This is a genomic window from Nonomuraea sp. NPDC049714 (genome assembly GCF_044465295.1).
Classification (GTDB): Bacteria; Actinomycetota; Actinomycetes; order Streptosporangiales; family Streptosporangiaceae; genus Nonomuraea.
Genome location: NZ_JBITLM010000009.1, coordinates 244,115 through 261,026, shown reverse-complemented (window position 1 = coordinate 261,026; position 16,912 = coordinate 244,115). Strand labels below are relative to the sequence as shown.

19 protein-coding genes are annotated in these 16,912 nt (G+C 70.6%); 14 read left to right on the top strand and 5 right to left on the bottom strand.

Translation table 11 applies throughout. From position 1 onward, the window contains the following. A partial coding sequence (locus tag ACIBQX_RS32565) for a hemopexin repeat-containing protein (RefSeq protein WP_397011283.1) occupies window positions 1-565 on the bottom strand: 565 nt, incomplete at its 3' end. A 108-nt stretch (window positions 566-673) separates the two neighbouring features. Between ACIBQX_RS32565 and deoC the strand changes: the two genes are divergently transcribed. Continuing rightward, on the top strand, window positions 674-1,603 hold the full coding sequence (gene deoC / locus ACIBQX_RS32560) for a deoxyribose-phosphate aldolase (protein WP_397011545.1): 930 nt from the start codon (window positions 674-676) through the stop codon (window positions 1,601-1,603). Between the two features lie 129 nt (window positions 1,604-1,732). After that, window positions 1,733-2,689: a metallophosphoesterase gene (locus tag ACIBQX_RS32555; protein WP_397011281.1), complete on the top strand. Its 957-nt coding sequence runs from the start codon at window positions 1,733-1,735 to the stop codon at window positions 2,687-2,689. Window positions 2,690-2,728: 39 nt separating this feature from the next. On the opposite strand, the gene ACIBQX_RS32550 is transcribed toward ACIBQX_RS32555, so the two are convergent. Continuing rightward, entirely contained in the window at window positions 2,729-3,610 is an 882-nt protein-coding gene (locus tag ACIBQX_RS32550; RefSeq protein WP_397011279.1) for a helix-turn-helix domain-containing protein, read from the bottom strand. A gap of 103 nt (window positions 3,611-3,713) precedes the next feature. On the opposite strand from ACIBQX_RS32550, the gene ACIBQX_RS32545 reads away from it, so the two are divergent. Further along, window positions 3,714-4,415, top strand: coding sequence for an SDR family NAD(P)-dependent oxidoreductase (locus ACIBQX_RS32545; RefSeq protein ID WP_397011277.1), 702 nt, complete (start codon window positions 3,714-3,716; stop codon window positions 4,413-4,415). A 2-nt stretch (window positions 4,416-4,417) separates the two neighbouring features. Here the strand turns inward: ACIBQX_RS32545 and ACIBQX_RS32540 are convergent, their stop codons facing one another. Further along, window positions 4,418-5,611: a cytochrome P450 gene (locus tag ACIBQX_RS32540; RefSeq protein ID WP_397011275.1), complete on the bottom strand. Its 1,194-nt coding sequence runs from the start codon at window positions 5,609-5,611 to the stop codon at window positions 4,418-4,420. Window positions 5,612-5,727: 116 nt separating this feature from the next. Between ACIBQX_RS32540 and ACIBQX_RS32535 the strand changes: the two genes are divergently transcribed. The 8 genes from ACIBQX_RS32535 (at window position 5,728) to ACIBQX_RS32500 (ending at window position 12,394) form a co-directional block, all read left to right on the top strand. Further along, window positions 5,728-6,375, top strand: a complete 648-nt coding sequence (locus ACIBQX_RS32535) for a TetR/AcrR family transcriptional regulator (RefSeq protein WP_397011273.1) — start codon at window positions 5,728-5,730, stop codon at window positions 6,373-6,375. A gap of 104 nt (window positions 6,376-6,479) precedes the next feature. Then, on the top strand, window positions 6,480-6,815 hold the full coding sequence (locus ACIBQX_RS32530) for a hypothetical protein (RefSeq protein ID WP_397011271.1): 336 nt from the start codon (window positions 6,480-6,482) through the stop codon (window positions 6,813-6,815). 224 nt (window positions 6,816-7,039) lie between these two features. After that, complete coding sequence (locus ACIBQX_RS32525) at window positions 7,040-7,489, top strand: hypothetical protein (protein ID WP_397011269.1); 450 nt, start codon at window positions 7,040-7,042, stop codon at window positions 7,487-7,489. Window positions 7,490-7,495: 6 nt separating this feature from the next. Then, entirely contained in the window at window positions 7,496-8,419 is a 924-nt protein-coding gene (locus ACIBQX_RS32520; RefSeq protein ID WP_397011267.1) for a hypothetical protein, read from the top strand. Between the two features lie 982 nt (window positions 8,420-9,401). After that, complete coding sequence (locus ACIBQX_RS32515) at window positions 9,402-9,722, top strand: hypothetical protein (protein ID WP_397011265.1); 321 nt, start codon at window positions 9,402-9,404, stop codon at window positions 9,720-9,722. Window positions 9,723-9,950: 228 nt separating this feature from the next. Then, window positions 9,951-11,375 carry an aldehyde dehydrogenase family protein gene (locus tag ACIBQX_RS32510; protein ID WP_397011543.1) on the top strand — a complete coding sequence of 475 codons (1,425 nt, stop codon included), beginning with the start codon at window positions 9,951-9,953 and terminating at the stop codon, window positions 11,373-11,375. Continuing rightward, complete coding sequence (locus ACIBQX_RS32505; protein WP_397011263.1) at window positions 11,365-11,553, top strand: hypothetical protein; 189 nt, start codon at window positions 11,365-11,367, stop codon at window positions 11,551-11,553. Before ACIBQX_RS32510 ends, ACIBQX_RS32505 begins: the two co-directional genes overlap by 11 nt. Continuing rightward, window positions 11,546-12,394 (top strand): aldehyde dehydrogenase family protein, encoded by an 849-nt coding sequence (locus ACIBQX_RS32500; RefSeq protein WP_397011262.1) that lies wholly within the window; start codon window positions 11,546-11,548, stop codon window positions 12,392-12,394. The genes ACIBQX_RS32505 and ACIBQX_RS32500 overlap by 8 nt, the downstream gene beginning before the upstream one ends. Before the next feature lie 28 nt (window positions 12,395-12,422). Here the strand turns inward: ACIBQX_RS32500 and ACIBQX_RS32495 are convergent, their stop codons facing one another. Then, the gene (locus ACIBQX_RS32495; RefSeq protein WP_397011260.1) at window positions 12,423-13,865 is read right to left on the bottom strand and encodes an amidase; all 1,443 of its coding nucleotides are present in this window, start codon (window positions 13,863-13,865) and stop codon (window positions 12,423-12,425) included. A 268-nt stretch (window positions 13,866-14,133) separates the two neighbouring features. Here ACIBQX_RS32495 and ACIBQX_RS32490 point away from each other — a divergent pair, with 268 nt between their 5' ends. The 3 genes from ACIBQX_RS32490 to ACIBQX_RS32480 are packed head-to-tail and all read left to right on the top strand — an operon-like array spanning window position 14,134 to window position 15,984. Next, window positions 14,134-15,084, top strand: a complete 951-nt coding sequence (locus ACIBQX_RS32490; RefSeq protein WP_397011258.1) for an SPFH domain-containing protein — start codon at window positions 14,134-14,136, stop codon at window positions 15,082-15,084. A 5-nt stretch (window positions 15,085-15,089) separates the two neighbouring features. Then, entirely contained in the window at window positions 15,090-15,359 is a 270-nt protein-coding gene (locus ACIBQX_RS32485) for a hypothetical protein (RefSeq protein ID WP_397011256.1), read from the top strand. Beyond that, window positions 15,334-15,984, top strand: a complete 651-nt coding sequence (locus ACIBQX_RS32480; protein ID WP_397011254.1) for a GPP34 family phosphoprotein — start codon at window positions 15,334-15,336, stop codon at window positions 15,982-15,984. Before ACIBQX_RS32485 ends, ACIBQX_RS32480 begins: the two co-directional genes overlap by 26 nt. Before the next feature lie 124 nt (window positions 15,985-16,108). Here ACIBQX_RS32480 and ACIBQX_RS32475 read toward each other — a convergent pair whose 3' ends face one another. Further along, a complete protein-coding gene (locus ACIBQX_RS32475; protein ID WP_397011252.1) occupies window positions 16,109-16,900 on the bottom strand; it encodes a hypothetical protein in 792 nt (263 codons plus the stop codon). Between the last annotated feature and the right edge of the window lie 12 nt (window positions 16,901-16,912).

Here is a 16,912-nt window from a genome sequence, read left to right as displayed (position 1 = left end):
CGTAGCCGAGGTAGTGGTCGCCTTTGAAGAAGTAGGCCTTGCCGTTGTTCCAGGTGACGGCCGCGTTGATGCCGTCGCCGAAGCCCGCCTCGGCCACGCCGGGCCAGTTGCCGGCGATGAGTTTGGGCTGGGGGTCGGCGTGGTCGGCGTTGAGGTCGTAGCCGAGGTAGTGGTCGCCTTTGAAGAAGTAGGCCTTGCCGTTGTTCCAGGTGACGGCCGCGTTGATGCCGTCGCCGAAGCCCGCCTCGGCCAGGCCCGCCCAGTGGTCGGTGATCAGCAACGGGTAGCCCTGGTCGACCGTGTTGCTCTGCTGATCCACTCGGACGTACTCAGCGCCTTTGAACAGATAGACCTTTCCCCCCGCCAGGTCGAGAGCCGCGTCCAGGTCGCTCTTGAATGCCTCCGGCAGGTTGGTCCAGCCCGCCGAGAGCGCCTTCGGGTAATCGCCGTCCACACGATCGGCGTCGGTGTCGTACCGCACGTAGCGGCTGCCACTCAGCAGGTAGGCCTTGGCCATGACGGTGTCGTCCCTCTCCTTGGACGCATGGATGATCTCGAGCGTCACTTACCCGACGGCTTTCTCGATCAACCGCTGACCTGCGTAAATGCCATTCCTTGAGGCTCCGGTTTGGAGGTGGGCTCTCGGGTCGGCGATGCTGTGGTGGTGTCAACTCTGACTACTTCGCTCGCGGACGTCGCCGCGTCAGGCGCGACCCTGCGCGCATTCCTGCACGGCCTGCCCGGTGTCGACCGGGTCGGCGCGGACCAGCGGGCGGCGATGCTCGGCACCCGATCCATCAAGACGACGGCCAAGGCGCAGGCCATCGACCTGGCCATCTCCATGGTCGACCTCACCACGCTCGAAGGCGCCGACACCCACGGCAAGGTCAGGGCGATGTGCGCCAAGGCGATGCACCCCGGCGAGGGCGCGCCCAGGGTGGCGGCCGTCTGCGTCTACCCCGACCTGGTGTCCGTCGCCGTCGAGGCGCTGGCCGGCTCGGGGGTGAAGGTGGCCTCGGTGGCGACCGCGTTCCCCAGCGGCCGCACCTCGCTGGAGGTCAAGGTGACCGACACCGCGCTCGCCGTCGCCGCCGGCGCCGACGAGATCGACATGGTGATCGACCGTGGCGCGTTCCTGTCCGGCGACTACGCGAAGGTCTTCGAGCAGATCGTCGCCGTCAAGGCCGCCTGCGGCGACGCCCACCTGAAGGTGATCCTGGAGACGGGCGAGCTCGCGACCTACGACAACGTACGGCGTGCGTCCTGGCTGGCGATGCTGGCCGGGGCCGACTTCATCAAGACCTCCACCGGCAAGGTGTCACCGGCGGCGACGCTGCCGGTGACGTTGATCATGCTGGAGGCGGTGCGCGACTTCCGCGACCGGACCGGACGCCAGGTGGGCGTGAAGCCGGCCGGCGGCATCCGCACCACCAAGGACGCCATCAAGAACCTCGTCCTGGTCAACGAGACGGCGGGCGACGACTGGCTCTCCCCGGACTGGTTCCGCCTGGGCGCGTCGTCGCTGCTCAACGACCTGCTGATGCAGCGCCAGAAGCTGGTCACCGGCCGCTACGCGGGTCCGGACTACTTCACCCTGGACTGAGGCGGTGGCAGCGCCGCGAGCACCGGATGGTGGGTCTCCCGGGCGGCCATCCATGCTCGTCGGCAAGATTTCTCCGAGTGGTCGGCCCTGCGTCCATGCCCGGTAGCCGGAGCATGTCGAGATTCTCCTATGCGTAATCCCCTGTTCGCAGCAGCCGTCGTCGCAGCCTCGCTGGCCGCGGGCCTGCTGTCTCCCGCCGCCGCCGACACCCGGCCCGGTGCCGTCACCTTCGCCCTGCTCGGTGACACCCCCTACGGTGACGCGCAGCAGGTGGTGTTCCCCGGCCTGGTCAAGGCCATCGACGCCGACCCGGACGTGCGCTTCGTCCTGCACGCGGGCGATGTCAAGAACGGCTCCTCCACCTGCGACGACGCCCGCTTCGCAACCTTGGCCGAGCTGTTCGGCACCTTCGACGACCCGTTCGTGCTGACCCCCGGCGACAACGAGTGGACCGACTGCCACCGCACCGCCGCGGGTGGCTACCTGCCGACCGAGCGCCTCGACGCGGTCCGCCGGGTGTTCTTCCCGACCGCAGGCCGCACGCTCGGTGGCCACCAGATGGCGGTGCGCACCCAGGCCAAGGACCCTGGTCACCGCGACTACCGCGAGAACGTGCGCTTCACCCGCGGCCGGGTCGTCTTCGCCACCGTGCACGCCGTCGGCAGCGACAACGGCCTGGCGCCGTGGGACCAGCTGCCCGGCGGGGACCGGCCGCAGGTGCGTCTGGCCGAGTTCGAAGCGCGCAAGGCCGCCGCTCTCGACTGGATCGACGCCGCGTTCGCCACCGCCGAGCGCACCCAGGCCCCCGGTGTCCTGCTGATGATGCAGGCCGAGCCCGTCGAGACCCCGGGATTCAGCGAGATCCGCGCCCGCATCGTCGAGCGGGCTCGCGCGTACGGCAAGCCGGTCCTGCTCGTGCACGGTGACGAGCACGTCTACGAGGAGGAGCCGTCCTACGCGGGCGTGCCCAACCTGACCCGCCTGGAGACCTACGGCGACACCGCGACCCAGTGGCTACGGGTCACCGCCGACCCGAAGGCGCCCCAGGTCTTCTCCTGGGAGCCGCAGACGGTGACCGCCGGATAGTCGATCGGCCCGCCACCACGACACCCCTGCCTCCAGCCCTTAGCGCTGGAGGCGACGGGTAGCTTGTGGTGGCGACGGGGGACCGGCGATCACGGCGAGCCGGAGCTTGGTCTCGTCCGTGCCGCCGGGCTCGGTGCTCATGATCACGATCTTGAGCTCGGAGTCGCCGTCGGTCAGCACGTCGCAGTCCACCGTGACCGGTCCCACCGAGGGGTGCTCGATCGTCTTGTGGTCCTCGCGGTGCGCGGCCACCGTACCGATCGCCCACAGGTCGGCGAACCGCTGGTTGCCCGTGCTCAGGTGGCGGATCAGCTCCGCCAGGCGGGGGTCCTGCGGGAAGCGGCCGGTGGCGCGGCGCAGGTCGGACACGACGGCGGCGTCGATGGCGTCCCGGTCCAGTTCGATCACGGGCCACAGCGCGAGCTGGGCGGGACCCGTACCGACCGGGAACCTGTCGCGGGCGAAGTTGCGCAGCCGCGGTGGCGCCGACGAGGGGTCGCCCAGCAGGGCGGCCCAACCGCGGTTCCACCAGATCAGCTGCCAGTCCGCCGCGAACACGGCGACCGCGACATCTCCCAGCCTGGCGAGCACCCGGTGCACCCCGGGCGGGATGTGGTCGGAGATCATGCCGTCCGCCGGCGGTACGAGCCGGGCGAGCCGGTACAGATGGTCCCGTTCCGGGATGGTCAGCTGCAGCGCGCGGGCGAGGGACGCGACGACCTGTGCCGAGGGCGTCGTGGCCCGTCCCTGCTCCAGGCGCACGACGTAGTCGACCGACACGCCGGCGAGCTCGGCGAGCTCCTCGCGGCGCAATCCGACCGCGCGGCGTGCCGGGCCCACCGGCAGCGCCGCGGCCGACGGAGGCAACCGCTCCCGCCACGTACGGATCATCGCGCCCAGTCCGGCCCCGGGAGTCGTCATGACCTCCATCCTGCGCCATCCCCGGTCGTCGATGGTGGTACGGCTGCTCCTACCGTCGCGGCTTCCCTGGCTGAACGCCGCAGGTGAAACGAACAATGGCCCTATGACAGTCACCTTCATCACCGGAGCGAACAAGGGCCTCGGCCGTGAGACCGCCCGCCGCCTCATCGAACTCGGCCACACCGTGCTCATCGGAGCCCGCGACCCCGGACGGGGCGAGGTGGCCGCCGCCGCGCTCGGCGCGCGGTTCGTCCAGATCGACGTGACCGACGACGCGTCCGTCGCCGCCGCGGCCGCGGACGTCGCCGCTCACGAGGGCTCGGTCGATGTCCTGGTCAACAACGCCGGCGTCCACGGCCCGTACGGTGACCCCAGCACCCTGACCGGCACGGACGCGCTCAGCGTCTTCGACGTCAACCTCGCCGGCGTGGTCCGGACGACCACCGCGTTCCTGCCCCTGTTGCGCCGGTCAGCGGACCCGGTCATCGTCAACGTCAGCAGCGGAATGGGCTCGCTCGCCCTCACCCACGACCCGTCGCGGCCCGAATCGGCGGTGGTCGCGCCCCTCTACACCGCCTCGAAGGCGGCGCTCACGATGCTGACCACCCAGTACGCCAAAGGGCTGCCGGACATCCGCGTCAACGCCGCCGACCCCGGCTACACGGCGACCGACCTGAACGGCAACAGCGGCCCGCAGACCGTCACCGAGGGCACGGACGCCATCGTCGCCCTGGCCACCGAGAAGCCCGGCGCCGGCTCCGGCCGCTTCGTCAGCCGCACCGGCGAGATCGCCTGGTCCGGATGATCTCACCAGGTGACGGGTAGCTCGTGGACGCCGTAGACGGTGGCTCTGGTACGCATCCGCACCTGCTCGGGCGGCCCGGCCAGTTTCAGCCCCGGCAGGCGGCGCAGCAGCGCCGGGAAGGCGACGCGCATCTCGATGCGGGCCAGTTGCTGGCCGAGGCACTGGTGGATGCCGTGCCCGAAGGCCAGGTGGCTCTCGGCCTGGCGGGTGAGGTCCAGCCGGTCGGGGTCGGTGAAGCGGCTGGGGTCGCGGTTGGCGATCGGCAGTGAGACCGTCACCGTCTCGCCCGCTCGTACGGTGTGTCCGCCCAGTTCGATGTCGGCCTTGGCGACGCGGATCGGCCCGATGTGGATGATGGAGAGATACCGCAACAACTCCTCCACGGCGCTGTCGGCCAGGGCCGGGTCCTGACGCAGCGCGTCGGCCTGTGCCGGATTCCGCAGCAGCAGGAAAGTGCCCAGGCCGAGCATGTTGGCGGTGGTGTCGTGCCCGGCGGTCAGCAGCAGCGCGGCCACGCCGCTCAGGTCCTCGTCGGACAGCTCGCCCCCGGCCACCAGACCGCCGAGCACGTCGTCGGTCGGTTCGGCCCGCTTGCGCACCACCAGCTCAGCCAGGTAGCCCATGGCCTGCGCGGAGGCCCGCGCCCGGTCCTCGGGCGGGCGGCCGAGATCCAGCATGGTGTCGGCGGCCGCCAGGAACGGCCCGCGGTCAGCGGCCGGTACGCCCAGGAGTTCGCAGATGACCTGGGAGGGCACCGGCCGCGCGAAGGCCGCGACGAGATCGGCCGGTGGCCCGGCGCGCTCCATGTCGTCCAGCTGCGCCTCGACGATCTCGGCGACCCGCGGCTCCAGCGCGCGCATCCGCCGGGTGCTGAACTGGCCGGTCAGGAGTCTGCGGAAGCGGCCGTGCTCGGGGTCGTCCATCGCGATGAAGTACCCGGGCGGCGCCGGTATGGGCTCCTTGGGCATGACGGCGAGCAGCTCCTTCAACGGCGGGCTGCCGCCGGCTTCCAGCCGGTTGCTGAAGCGCGGATCGTCCAGCACGGCGCGGGCCTCGGCGTAGCCGGTGACCAGCCAGCCGAGCCGGCCGTCGGCGTACGTCATGGGATGTACCGGCGCCTGGTCGCGGACCGCGAGCAGCCCGGTGGGCGGGTCGAACGGGGTCGCGCGGTCGGTCGGCAGGCTGGGAAGGGTCATGGCGCCCTCCGGGCGGAAAGTGCGGGACGGCGTCCCGCGACCACTTCAAGAAAACCTCAGACTCTGAAACATTGCAACCTATGAAGAAGTTTAGCTTCTGCGTGTTAAGCTGAACCATGACTTCTGAGCTGGGTCTTCGTGAGCGCAAGAAGCTGCGCACGCGCCGGGCGCTGGTGGCGGCCGCAGTGCGGCTGTTCGACGAGAAGGGCTACGAGCAGACCACCGTGGACGAGATCGCGGCGGCGGTCGACGTGTCCGCCCGGACCTTCTTCAGCTATTTCGGCACCAAGGAGGACGTGCTGTTCATGCAGGCCGAGGCCCGGGGCGAGCGGATCCTGGAGGTGGTTGACCACCCGCTTCCCGGCGAATCGCTCGAGGACGTGCTGATCCGGCTGTACGAGGCCGACGTGCAGGCGTTCGTCGACGACGACGACCTGGACGTCGCACTCTCGCCGGTGCGCACCCGGCTGATGCTCACCGAACCGGCCCTGCGGGCACGCGCCATGCGCCTGACCGCCGAGGCGCAACCGCGACTGGCCGGGGCGCTGCTGCGGGCCTTCCCCGACCGGCTCGACGTGATCTCCGCCGCCGCCCTGGTCGGCAGCTTCTTCGGGGCCATCGCCGCGGCCGGCATCGCCGCCCACGAGCAGGGCTACCCCGCCGACCAGATGCTGGAGATCGGCCGGCGCGCCACCAAGATCGCCGTGTACGGCGTGGCCGCGCTCGGCCCGCCCGGGGATTCCCAGAACGCCACCGCGAGATGACCCGTGCTTCCGCGAGGGGGCGGGGCGCTTGTAAGAAGCGAGCCGATCTTGCCCTCCGGACCAGGCTCTCAAACCCAAAGGTCAGAGGGCGGCGGGGTGGTCGGGTGGCGTGGCTGCAGGACACCGAGCGGGAGGCGCGGGCCGCCGTAGAACGCGCCAGCGCCCCGCTGGCCCTGAGCCAGCTCCCGCTCGGAATGGGCATGCTCACCGACAGCCAGCTGGCCGCCCGGACGCGGCCGCTCACCGAGCGCGCCAGTTCGGCGGCCGCCGCTCGCCAAGCCGCTGAACAGCAGGCCCGCCGATACGCCCGCGACGGGGGCGGCCCCGCGGAGAAGGCGCTGCAGGAGAGGCGGGCCCGGCTCGCCGATCAGGTCCGCCAGATCGACGTCGCCGCACGCGGCCGCACGGGAACTGCAGCGCGTCCTACGGCTGTCCGGTGACGCACGTTGGCGATCTTCTCGAAATCGACCGTTTCCGGGACGGCTCTTTTTGCGGGTCGGCGCGGTCGCGGCGGCCGCCTCCTGGGGCATGACCTTGATGCGCGCCCGGGTCTTCTTCTCGAAATCTGTGCAGACATGATCATCTACGGCCGGCATACCGCCGATATACCGCTGATCCCTACGATCCTTTCGACGGATGCAAGTAAGGCAACGGAAAGGGCATCATGCGACTGAGCACCATACTTCGGCATGCGGCGATCGTCGGGACCGCGGTACTGACGTTGTCGATCGTCGGCGCCGGCGGCGCTTCCGCCTCTGCGTCGGCTGACAAGACTCTCAGCGGTAGTTGCTCGTCGGACCCCAAGGGTTTCAGCGGCTCGGCACGCTACTACTACAACGGCGTAGGGCGTGACGTCTTCACCAAGTTCACGTACACGATCGGCGGTCGCGCTGGATCGAAGACCGACGTGGCCATCGATGTCTATTCGGACAAGAACAACGCACCCGACACGTGGTGGAACGGTTGGAGCACCGACAGCGCCAAGGTGGGCACGAAGAGCGTGACCGTCAGCATCCCTGCCTCGTCGAAGGACAAGGTCTACGTGAAATTCTGGGTGCGCTGGGACCTTCCGGGCCTCGACCCCACGTGCAGCTTCCAGACCAAGCGGATCTAGCGGCCGATGAACCACCGCGCACGTGTCGCGTCCCTGGTGGCGCTGGTGGCGGTCACGTCGTGTTCCACCGGCGGTGAGCAGGAAACTCCGCCGGTGTTCGTCGCCGCATCCTCGACAGGGGCGATCGTGTACGACCCGCAGACCGAATCGCACTTCGGATACGCCTCGGACGGGCGGCACGTGTGGACGGACAAGCAGGCTGCCGTCTGCGCGGCCCGGTGCCCTGAAGCGGCCTTCTCCACCGCTACCCGGAAGGTGCTGAGCCGGCGGGGCGATACGGACACGGTCGTCGCCGAGGGAGGCACACTCCAGATCCAGCGTTCGGACGGCAAGGAGAGCCATCAGATCGCCGGCGCGGAGAACGTCCTCTGGCGGGAGAGCCCCGACCGGACGACGGCTCTGCTGCTCTACGCCGACCCCACGCTGCCCGGCGGCGAGATCCTGCGCTTCCAGCGCGACGCTCACGGATGGCGGGCTACAGGGAAGCGCGTGCCCGCTGGGGGGTTCTGGGGTGGCTGCGTCGGCGGAGACTGGGCGGTCCTGACCGGCGAGCGCGGAGGGATACTCAAGGACGGGACCGTCGTTCCCCTTCAGGTCAATCTCGACCAGCCCGGGGAATGCGTGGCCGGTACGCGAGGGGGCGCGGTGGTGTCCCGCTACGTTGACCAGCGCGGAACCCATCACACCGAGGTTCGCGGCATCGACCCGAGCGGGCGGCAGACGTGGTCGCGCGATGTCGCCGCTCGGGCCGGTGTGATCGCCGATCCGTCCGGTACGGCGGTCGGCCTGGTCCACGAGGGTGAGCTGGAATTGCTCGACGCCAAGGGGGAGGTCCGCGAGCGGCGCGAGGACGTCGTCGCGGCCAGCTTCACTGAGACGGGCCGCATGGTGACGGTGAACGCCGACGGCAAGGTCACCTGGGCTGCATAAAGCTCACTCATCCGCGTGTCAGCCGGCGTGTACGCCTGTGCGAACGTGCCGGGCCAGTTCGGCCGACCCACAAGCCTCATCGCTGTGCAGCGTGATCTCATCGGCGTGACGATCCCAGCGCTGTAGCACTCACACCACCTGGGGCGGCGCAGCGTTCGGAGGGCCCTGAGGGACGCTCGCTTCGGTCGACGGCCTCAGGGCCCGGCGCTCGGGTCGGTGTCACCAGACGCAAAGTAGGGCGTCCGCGCAGGTCAGAGGGCTGGACGGCGGGTGGCCGCCGGAGCGGTTACGGCTGTGGACAACCAGGGCGGGGCAGTGGCCGAATCATGGCGTTCGGGAGTCCTAGGGCGCTGACCTGGGCGGATGCGATTCGGGAGACCCGACAGAGCTAACGTTCTGTCCGGGTCAGACCTCACGCTGAGCTACTTCACCCCTGGTGACACCGACTGCCGGATGATGCGTGGGACGTGGCGGTACGCCAGGCGGAGGTGATCGGCCGGCTGGCCGCCGAGCCGCGGTGACCGACGACGTGCTCGCCGCCGCCCGGGCCCGCCAGGGGGCGGCCAGTCCATCAAGGGCGGTGCACGACCCAACAGTGTCGAGTCGGCTCTCGGCCCGAATCTGGCGGGGACAGTCCAGCCAGCTACCGTGATCTTGAGTTTTTCCGCAGGTCGCGATGGCCATCTGTTTCGTGATCGGTCTCACCGCCAGTGGCTGTCTCCGCGTTCCTCGACCCCAGACCTGGGGCGTTCATGCTGGGCGGGCATGACACGACCCTCGATGCACATCGACGAGCTCGTCGAGCATTGGACGATCCTGGAGGAAGAGCGCCAATACCCCTGCCCGCTCTGCTGCCGGCGAGCATCCTGGTCCCGCCACCGGGAGCGGATCGGGGGCATGGCGAGCACCGGTTCCAGCGCGAACGCTGCATGGGACGGCCTGATAGCAGAGGGCCTGGCAGAAGCCCTGGACGGCGGCACGCATGCCCGGGAACGACGGCTCCGCCGGGGCGGCCTCGGCTACGGCGGCCTCTACTGGGGCCCCGGCCGCGGCTCCGGCCGCAGCCGCGGCGCTGGCCACCTCGTCGGATGCGCCGACGAAGGCCACCAGCGTCAAGACCAAGGTTCACAGCAATAGGACCGGTCTCGGCACGCTGCAGATGCGCTACGGCAAGTACAAGAACAAGACCTGGATCTGGGCCCGTATCGAGAAGCCGACGAAGCTGGCCAACGACAAGTACGAGATCACGGTCTCCGCCCAGAGCAACTATCTCCACCGAGCTCCTCCGCGAGGAGTGAGCTGAAGCCCGCCCCCTCCTGGCCTAAAGCCCCTCCACGCACACGGCCGATGAGCTCATCAACGGCTTGTACGGGGCTGTCTGTACGGTGACATCAGTAGCGCCTCAGGGCCGGTGGACGCTCGGTCCTGGTGGCGATCGTGGCGCGTTCTGTGCCGGGCCCGCTGAGCACACGGGAGGACCGTCTACGCTGGCAGGCGTGATGTCCCAATACTTCACTCTGGGCTGATGGCGATGTTCGAGTACGCACCCGCGCCAGAGTCGCGCGACATCGTCGATCTCAAGCCGTCCTACGGGTTGTTCATCAACGGAGAGTTCGTGGACGGCTCAGGGCCGTCCTTCAAGACCGTCAACCCGGCGACCGAGGAGACGCTCGCGGAGGTGGCCACCGCCTCCTCCGACGACGTCGACCGCGCCGTACAAGCCGCTCGCAAGGCCTTCGACGGCTGGAGCGGGCTGCCGGGCGCGGAGCGGGCCAAGTACCTGTTCCGCATCGCCCGGATCATCCAGGAGCGGGCCAGGGAGCTGGCCGTGCTGGAGTCGCTCGACAACGGCAAGCCGATCCGTGAGTCGCGCGACGTGGACGTGCCGCTGGTCGCGGCGCACTTCTTCTACTACGCGGGCTGGGCCGACAAGCTGGGCTACGCCGGGTTCGGCGCCGATCCTCGGCCGCTCGGCGTCGCCGGGCAGGTCATCCCGTGGAACTTCCCGCTGCTCATGCTGGCGTGGAAGATCGCGCCGGCGCTCGCGTGCGGCAACACGGTGGTGCTCAAGCCCGCCGAGACCACCCCGCTGACCGCGCTGCTGTTCGCGGAGATCTGCCGGCAGGCCGAGCTGCCGCCCGGGGTCGTCAACATCGTCACCGGCGCGGGTGAGACCGGCGCCGCCGTGGTCGCCCACCCCGACGTGAACAAGGTGGCCTTCACCGGCTCGACCGAGGTCGGCCGGGTCATCGCGCGCACCGTCGCCGGCACCGGCAAGAAGCTCACGCTGGAGCTGGGCGGCAAGGCCGCGAACATCGTGTTCGAGGACGCCGCCCTGGACCAGGCCGTCGAGGGCATCGTCAACGGCATCTTCTTCAACCAGGGCCACGTCTGCTGCGCGGGCTCGCGGCTGCTGGTCCAGGAGTCGATCCAGGACGAGCTGCTGTCGGCGCTCAAGCGCAGGCTGGCGACGCTGCGGCTGGGCGACCCGCTCGACAAGAACACCGACATCGGCGCCATCAACTCCGCCGATCAGCTCGCCAAGATCCGGCAGCTGTCGGACCTCGGGGAGTCGGAAGGGGCCGAGCGCTGGTCGCCGGCCTGCGAGCTGCCCGGCAGGGGCTACTGGTTCCCGCCCACGATCTTCACCGGCGTGGCCCAGTCGCACCGCATCGCCCGAGAGGAGATCTTCGGCCCGGTGCTGTCGGTCCTGACCTTCCGCACCCCGGCCGAGGCCGTCGAGAAGGCCAACAACACGCCGTACGGCCTGTCCGCGGGCATCTGGACCGAGAAGGGGTCGCGCATCCTGTGGATGGCCGACCAGCTCAGGGCCGGTGTGATCTGGGCCAACACCTTCAACCGGTTCGACCCGGCATCCCCCTTCGGCGGCTACAAGGAGTCCGGATACGGACGCGAAGGCGGCCTGCTCGGCCTGGAGGCGTACCTTGACGTGTGACCACCGCCGTCGCGGGACGCGCGCCCAGGCCACCCGCGGCCACGCCTTCGCCCGCGCCGGACGCCCCGTGCGCACCGGCTGGTACGCCCATCGCTGCGGCGTGAGCCGGTGCGGCCAGGTGTTCGTGCCGGTCCAGACGACTCAGGAGATCATGTGGAGGGGGCGCGGCGATGAGTAGGGTGTCCGTTCGCAAGACCTACAAGCTGTTCATCGGCGGGAAGTTCCCGCGCTCTGAGAGTGGGAGGTCCTACACCGTGACCTCGCCCAAGGGCGACTTCCTCGCCAACGCGTCCAGGGCCTCGCGCAAGGACGCCAGAGACGCGGTGACGGCCGCGCGCAAGGCCTTCCCCGGCTGGTCGGGCGCCACCGCCTACAACCGCGGCCAGATCCTCTACCGCGTCGCCGAGATGCTGGAGGGCCGCCGCGGGCAGTTCGCCGAGGAGCTCGGCACGGGCAGGAAGGCCGCGCTGGAGGCGGTGGACGCGACGATCGACCGGCTCGTCTGGTACGCGGGCTGGTCGGACAAGATCGCATCCGTGCACGGCACCGCCAACCCCGTCGCGGGCCCGTACTTCAACCTGTCCTCGCCGGAGCCGACCGGGGTGGTCGCCGTCGTGGCGCCCGCCGATCCGCTGCTGGGACTGATCTCGGTGGTCGCGCCGGTGATCGTCACCGGCAACACGTGCGTGGTGGTGGCCTCGGAGCGGACCCCGCTGCCGTCGATCACGCTGGCCGAGGTGCTGGCCACGTCCGACCTGCCGGGCGGTGTCGTCAACATCCTCACCGGTCACCAGGCGGAGCTGGCTCCCTGGCTGGCGGCCCACATGGACGTCAACGGCCTGGATCTGACGGGAGTGGCGGACGCCGACCTGGCGCTGCGCTGCGAGCAGGAGGCGGCCGTCAACCTCAAGCGGGTGCTGCCCCACGCCATGGCGGAGGACTGGGCGGCCGATCCCGGGCTGAGGCGGATGACCCGCTTCCTGGAGACCAAGACCGTCTGGCACCCCCTGGGCGTCTGAGCCCTCAAAGGAGCTCTCGAAGGGATCCTCAGAGGGAGAAGCCCGGTGGCCGGATCGGCGGGTGGGCCGCCTGCAGCTGGGCGGCCAGCCCGAGCAGGTGGGGCTCGCCGCCCGGCGGGGCGATGAGCTGCACGCCGATGGGCAGGCCGCTGGAGTGGGTGGCGATCGGGACCGTCATGGCGGGCCAGCCGCACATGTTCCACGGGCCCGTCACGGGGGCGTAGCGGACGTTGCCCAGCACCGTGCGGAGCAGGCCGCGCCCGCCCCAGCCCTCGGCCTTGGGCGGGATCGCCGCCAGCGCCGGGGTGATGAGCACGTCGGCGTCACCGAACCACTGGTCGGCGCCGTAGCCGCTCCAGCGGTCCCGGCCCCGACTGCCGTCCAGGCCGAGCCGGGTGAGCACCCGCCCGGCGCGGGCCAGCGCGCGGCTGCGGCGTTCCAGGCGCCGCCGGTCCAGGCCGGTGGCCGTGTCGTGGGCGCGCGAGAGCCAGGTGGCGATCGTGGCCGGGCCGAGCCAGGTGGGCAGGCGGGCGTCGCGCTCGACGATGGTGTGCCCGGCGACGCGCAGCGTCTCGGCCGCTCCGCGCACCGCCGCCTGGAACTCCTTGTCCATCGGCAGGCCCGCGGGCAGGGGCTGCGGGGCGTAGGCGATGCGCAGGTCGAACGGCTCGGGGCTGTCCTGCGGCGGCGGCTGTTGCCAGACCTCGTCGTCGTCCGCCCAGACCGAGCGGAGCATCGGCCGCCGTGGCTCCAGCCGGCAGCCGCCACGCCACGCCTCCGCCAGCGACGGGTCCGCCGCCAGCACGGACAGCATCAGCGACAGGTCCGCGGCGGCGGTGGCGATCGGGCCGTTCTCCGACAGGCCCTGCCAGGCGTCCGACGGGGGCGGGACCAGCCCGGTGCCCGGCTTGAGCGCCAGAACGCCGCAACACGCCGCCGGGATCCGGAGCGAGCCCATCCCGTCGTTGCCGAGCGCGATCGGCACCATCCCCGCCGCCACCGCCGCCGCGCTGCCCGACGAAGAGCCGCCCGCCGTGCGGCTTCTGTCCCAGGGATTGCGTACGGTGCCGTACACGCTGTCGCCGAAGGCCACCAGGCCGAGCTCGGGCAGGTTGGTCAGCCCGATCACCACCGCGCCCGCCGCCCGCAGCCGGGCGACCGCTACGTGATCCTCGGCGGCGGGGGCGTCGCCCGTGACGGCGGAGCCGAGCCGGGTGGCCTCCCCGGCGACCTCCACGTTGTCCTTGACGGCGACGGGCACCCCGGCCAGCGGCAGGTCCGCCAGGTCGCGGCGGCGCTGCACGGCCCGCGCCTCCTCCAGCGCCTCCCGCCGCACCAGGCGGAACGCGCCCACGCGCGAGTCGCGCTCGGCGATCACGCGCAGGTGCTCCTCGACGACCGCCGGGGCCGTGACCTCACCCTGCCGTACGGCCGCCGCGATCTCCATGGCGGACCTGCCTGCCCACAACATGCCTAGAGTGTGCAGGTTTCTACTCCTCGTTGCGAGGCTCCTTGCCTGCCTTCTGCTCCCTGCCCACCGGTCGCGCGGTCGCCGCAGAGCTCGGTGATCACCTCTGTCGCCGGCCGGGGTTACGGACTGTCCGAGGTGATGGTGCAACCGACGGCGTGGGAGAAGTGCGGCATTCCCCTCGATTCCCCCTGAGAATCAGCCTTCCACAGGCACTGAAAAAGTGATATCACTTTGATAGCAGGATGGAGTCGCATAGAAGGGACGGACGATGGCGAACACATCGGGCGGGGCCGCACTTGAGGCCGCCGTCGTGGACATGCCCGCACCGCGTACGAGCGAGCACCCGGTGCGGGCGGCCAACGGGTTCGTGATGCTGGGGGTGGCGACGGCGCTGGTCCTGGGCGCGATAGCGCTGCTCGTCGTGGGCATCGTCATGCTCGCCTCGGGGGCCGGGCAGGGCGGCATGTGGGTGGTCATCGTGAGCATCCTGATGATCCTGCTCGGGTTCTTCATGTACTTCGGCCTCACCGCGGTGGCGCCGGGCGAGGCCAGGGTGGTGCAGCTGCTCGGCCGGTACATCGGCACCCTGCGCACCCCCGGCTTCCAGTGGGTCAACCCGATCACGGTGCGCCGGCGGGTGTCCACACGGATCCGCAACCACGAGACGGGCGTGACGAAGGTCAACGACGCGGATGGCAACCCGATCCAGATCGCGACCGTGGTGGTCTGGCAGGTGGAGGACACCGCGCAGGCGGTTTTCGAGGTGGACGACTTCGTGGAATTCGTGGCCATCCAGGCGGAAACGGCCGTGCGGCACATCGCGGGCAGCTATCCGTACGACGCGCACGGCGACCCGAGGCTGTCCCTGCGGGACAACGCCGACGAGATCAACGAGCGGCTGTCCACGGAGATCGCGGCCAGGGTGTCGTCCGCCGGGGTGAAGGTCATCGAGTCCCGTATCATCCACCTGGCGTACGCGCCCGAGATCGCCCACGCCATGCTGCGCCGCCAGCAGGCGGGCGCGGTGGTGGCGGCCCGGCAGCGGATCGTCGAGGGAGCGGTCGGCATGGTGGAGATGGCCCTGGCCCGGCTCGCCGAGCACGACGTGGTCGAGCTGGACGAGGAGCGCAAGGCGGCCATGGTGAGCAACCTGCTCGTGGTGCTGGTCGGTGACCGCGACACCCAGCCCGTGGTCAACACGGGCACGCTCTACCACTAGTCACTGTGGAGCGGAAGAAGATCCTGCTGCGCCTGGACCCGGTGGTGCATGACGCGCTGGCCAGGTGGGCGGCCGACGAGCTGCGCAGCACGAACTCCCAGATCGAGTTCCTGCTGCGCAGGGCCCTTTCCGAGGCCGGGCGGCTGCCGGATGGGGTGGGGCGGATGCGCCCACGCGGACGGCCGAAGAAGGCACCAGAGGACGGCACAGGAGACGACACAGATCAGGAAGAAGAAGAGGAGCGGGTGGATGGAGACGCGAGTGAAGCAGGGTGAGTCACTGACCCGGTCAGCCTTCCTACTGGCCTTCGACCTGCGGAAGGAAAAGCTGACCCAGCGGGACGTGCTGGGCTATCTGCTGCGCGCGGCCACCCTCGCCGAGCTGCTGCTGGCGGGCAACCTGGCGGACGAGTCGGGCAAGGCGCGAGCTTGCACCGCCCCGGCCGCCGAGCCGGGTTCCCTGTCGGCCGTGGTCTGGGAGCAGATCTCGAGTTCGCCGCCCCGCTCGTGGCGGCGGTGGGTGCAGAAGGACAACGGCAAGGCGGTCCGCGTGGTGTGCGACGAGCTGGTGGCCGCCCGGATGATCAGCGTGGAGCGGCGCCGGATCCTGCTGTTCCCGGTCGAGCGGATCACGCCACGCAAGGCGTACCTGTCGCGCAGGCTGGCCGAGCGCGTCGGCCGGGCCATCCGCGGCGGCCAGCCGGTCGGCCACCTGGATGAGGACGTCCGCGTCCTGGCGGCGCTGGCCACGGCGGCCCGGCTCAAGACGGTGGTTCCCTCCTGGCGGGAGACGCGGCTGCTCCGGGACCGGATCCAGCAGTTGTCCGCGCCCATCGAGCCGATCGCGACCGCATTGCGCAAGAGCGTCGAGGCGGCCGCGGCGGCGAGCGCCGGCGGCTGACACGACGAGTCAAGGCGGCTCCCACCGCCGGCTCTCGGAGGAGATCGCTTGACCACGTCATTCGAAGCACTGGCCGGGACCCGCGCCGAGCGGGCCCTGGCCCCGCGTTGACCGCGTGCGGTCGTCAGGGGGATTTCAGCCAGATGCGCAGCGGGCCCGCCGGGGTGAAGCCGTGCTGGGCGGCCGGGGCTGGGTCGGACTCGTAGCCGACCAGCGAACGGCCGGGGAAGAGGGCCGCGGCCTGCGCGATCGTGCCCGCCCAGGCGGCGTCCAGGTGGCCCGGCCGGGCGAAGACGTTCGAGACGCCGACGGTGTCGTCGGCACGCGTGGCGTTGAGCACGAAGCCGCAGACGATGCCGCCCTTGTCGGCCGCGTGGCCTATGTCGCTTATGTCCGCCAGGTTGACGTCGGCTTCGGCTGCGCCGCCTGTGTCGCCGCCTGTGTCGCCGCTCTGGACGCCGGCCAGGATGGCGATGCCCGGCTCGGTGAGCAGCGGCGCGGTGAACAGGCCCTGGGGCTCGCCGTCGAAGCAGGCGAGCTCCCACGCGCGCAGCCCGTCCGCCTCGGCTACGAGGTGCCAGGTGATGCCGCCTGCGGCCTGCCGCGACGCCGACGCCTGGGTCGACGCCGGGGCCGGGCGGTGGATCCAGGTGGCCTCGATCAGCGCCTCGAAGCCTGCCGGCCGCAGGTCCAGGGTGGCGAAGCTGTCCTTGATCGACGCGCCGGGGCCCGTGTCGATACCGGGCAGGACGTCGTCGAGGGTGGCGTCGGGGGACAGGGTGACGGCGTCCGGGTAGAACAGCGGGGTCCGGACCGGGTTCGTCCAGGCACGAGGGGCGAACACGCCGGGGAAGCCGTGGGCGCGGCACATGGCGTCACACCACTCGGCGTTGTTCAGGGCCGCCTGAAGCATCATGTCTTCCGTTCG

Excerpts from the sequence above, each read along its gene's own strand:
- ACIBQX_RS32510 (WP_397011543.1), top strand. The coding sequence starts at position 9,951 with ATGTTCGAGTACGCACCCGCGCCAGAGTCGCGCGACATCGTCGATCTC.
- ACIBQX_RS32475 (WP_397011252.1), bottom strand. The coding sequence starts at position 16,900 with ATGATGCTTCAGGCGGCCCTGAACAACGCCGAGTGGTGTGACGCCATG.
- ACIBQX_RS32520 (WP_397011267.1), top strand. The coding sequence starts at position 7,496 with ATGAACCACCGCGCACGTGTCGCGTCCCTGGTGGCGCTGGTGGCGGTC.
- ACIBQX_RS32490 (WP_397011258.1), top strand. The coding sequence starts at position 14,134 with ATGGCGAACACATCGGGCGGGGCCGCACTTGAGGCCGCCGTCGTGGAC.
- ACIBQX_RS32540 (WP_397011275.1), bottom strand. The coding sequence starts at position 5,611 with ATGACCCTTCCCAGCCTGCCGACCGACCGCGCGACCCCGTTCGACCCG.
- ACIBQX_RS32550 (WP_397011279.1), bottom strand. The coding sequence starts at position 3,610 with ATGACGACTCCCGGGGCCGGACTGGGCGCGATGATCCGTACGTGGCGG.
- ACIBQX_RS32515 (WP_397011265.1), top strand. The coding sequence starts at position 9,402 with ATGCCCGGGAACGACGGCTCCGCCGGGGCGGCCTCGGCTACGGCGGCC.
- ACIBQX_RS32535 (WP_397011273.1), top strand. The coding sequence starts at position 5,728 with ATGACTTCTGAGCTGGGTCTTCGTGAGCGCAAGAAGCTGCGCACGCGC.
- ACIBQX_RS32480 (WP_397011254.1), top strand. The coding sequence starts at position 15,334 with ATGGAGACGCGAGTGAAGCAGGGTGAGTCACTGACCCGGTCAGCCTTC.
- ACIBQX_RS32500 (WP_397011262.1), top strand. The coding sequence starts at position 11,546 with ATGAGTAGGGTGTCCGTTCGCAAGACCTACAAGCTGTTCATCGGCGGG.
- ACIBQX_RS32495 (WP_397011260.1), bottom strand. The coding sequence starts at position 13,865 with ATGTTGTGGGCAGGCAGGTCCGCCATGGAGATCGCGGCGGCCGTACGG.
- ACIBQX_RS32525 (WP_397011269.1), top strand. The coding sequence starts at position 7,040 with ATGCGACTGAGCACCATACTTCGGCATGCGGCGATCGTCGGGACCGCG.
- ACIBQX_RS32545 (WP_397011277.1), top strand. The coding sequence starts at position 3,714 with ATGACAGTCACCTTCATCACCGGAGCGAACAAGGGCCTCGGCCGTGAG.
- ACIBQX_RS32555 (WP_397011281.1), top strand. The coding sequence starts at position 1,733 with ATGCGTAATCCCCTGTTCGCAGCAGCCGTCGTCGCAGCCTCGCTGGCC.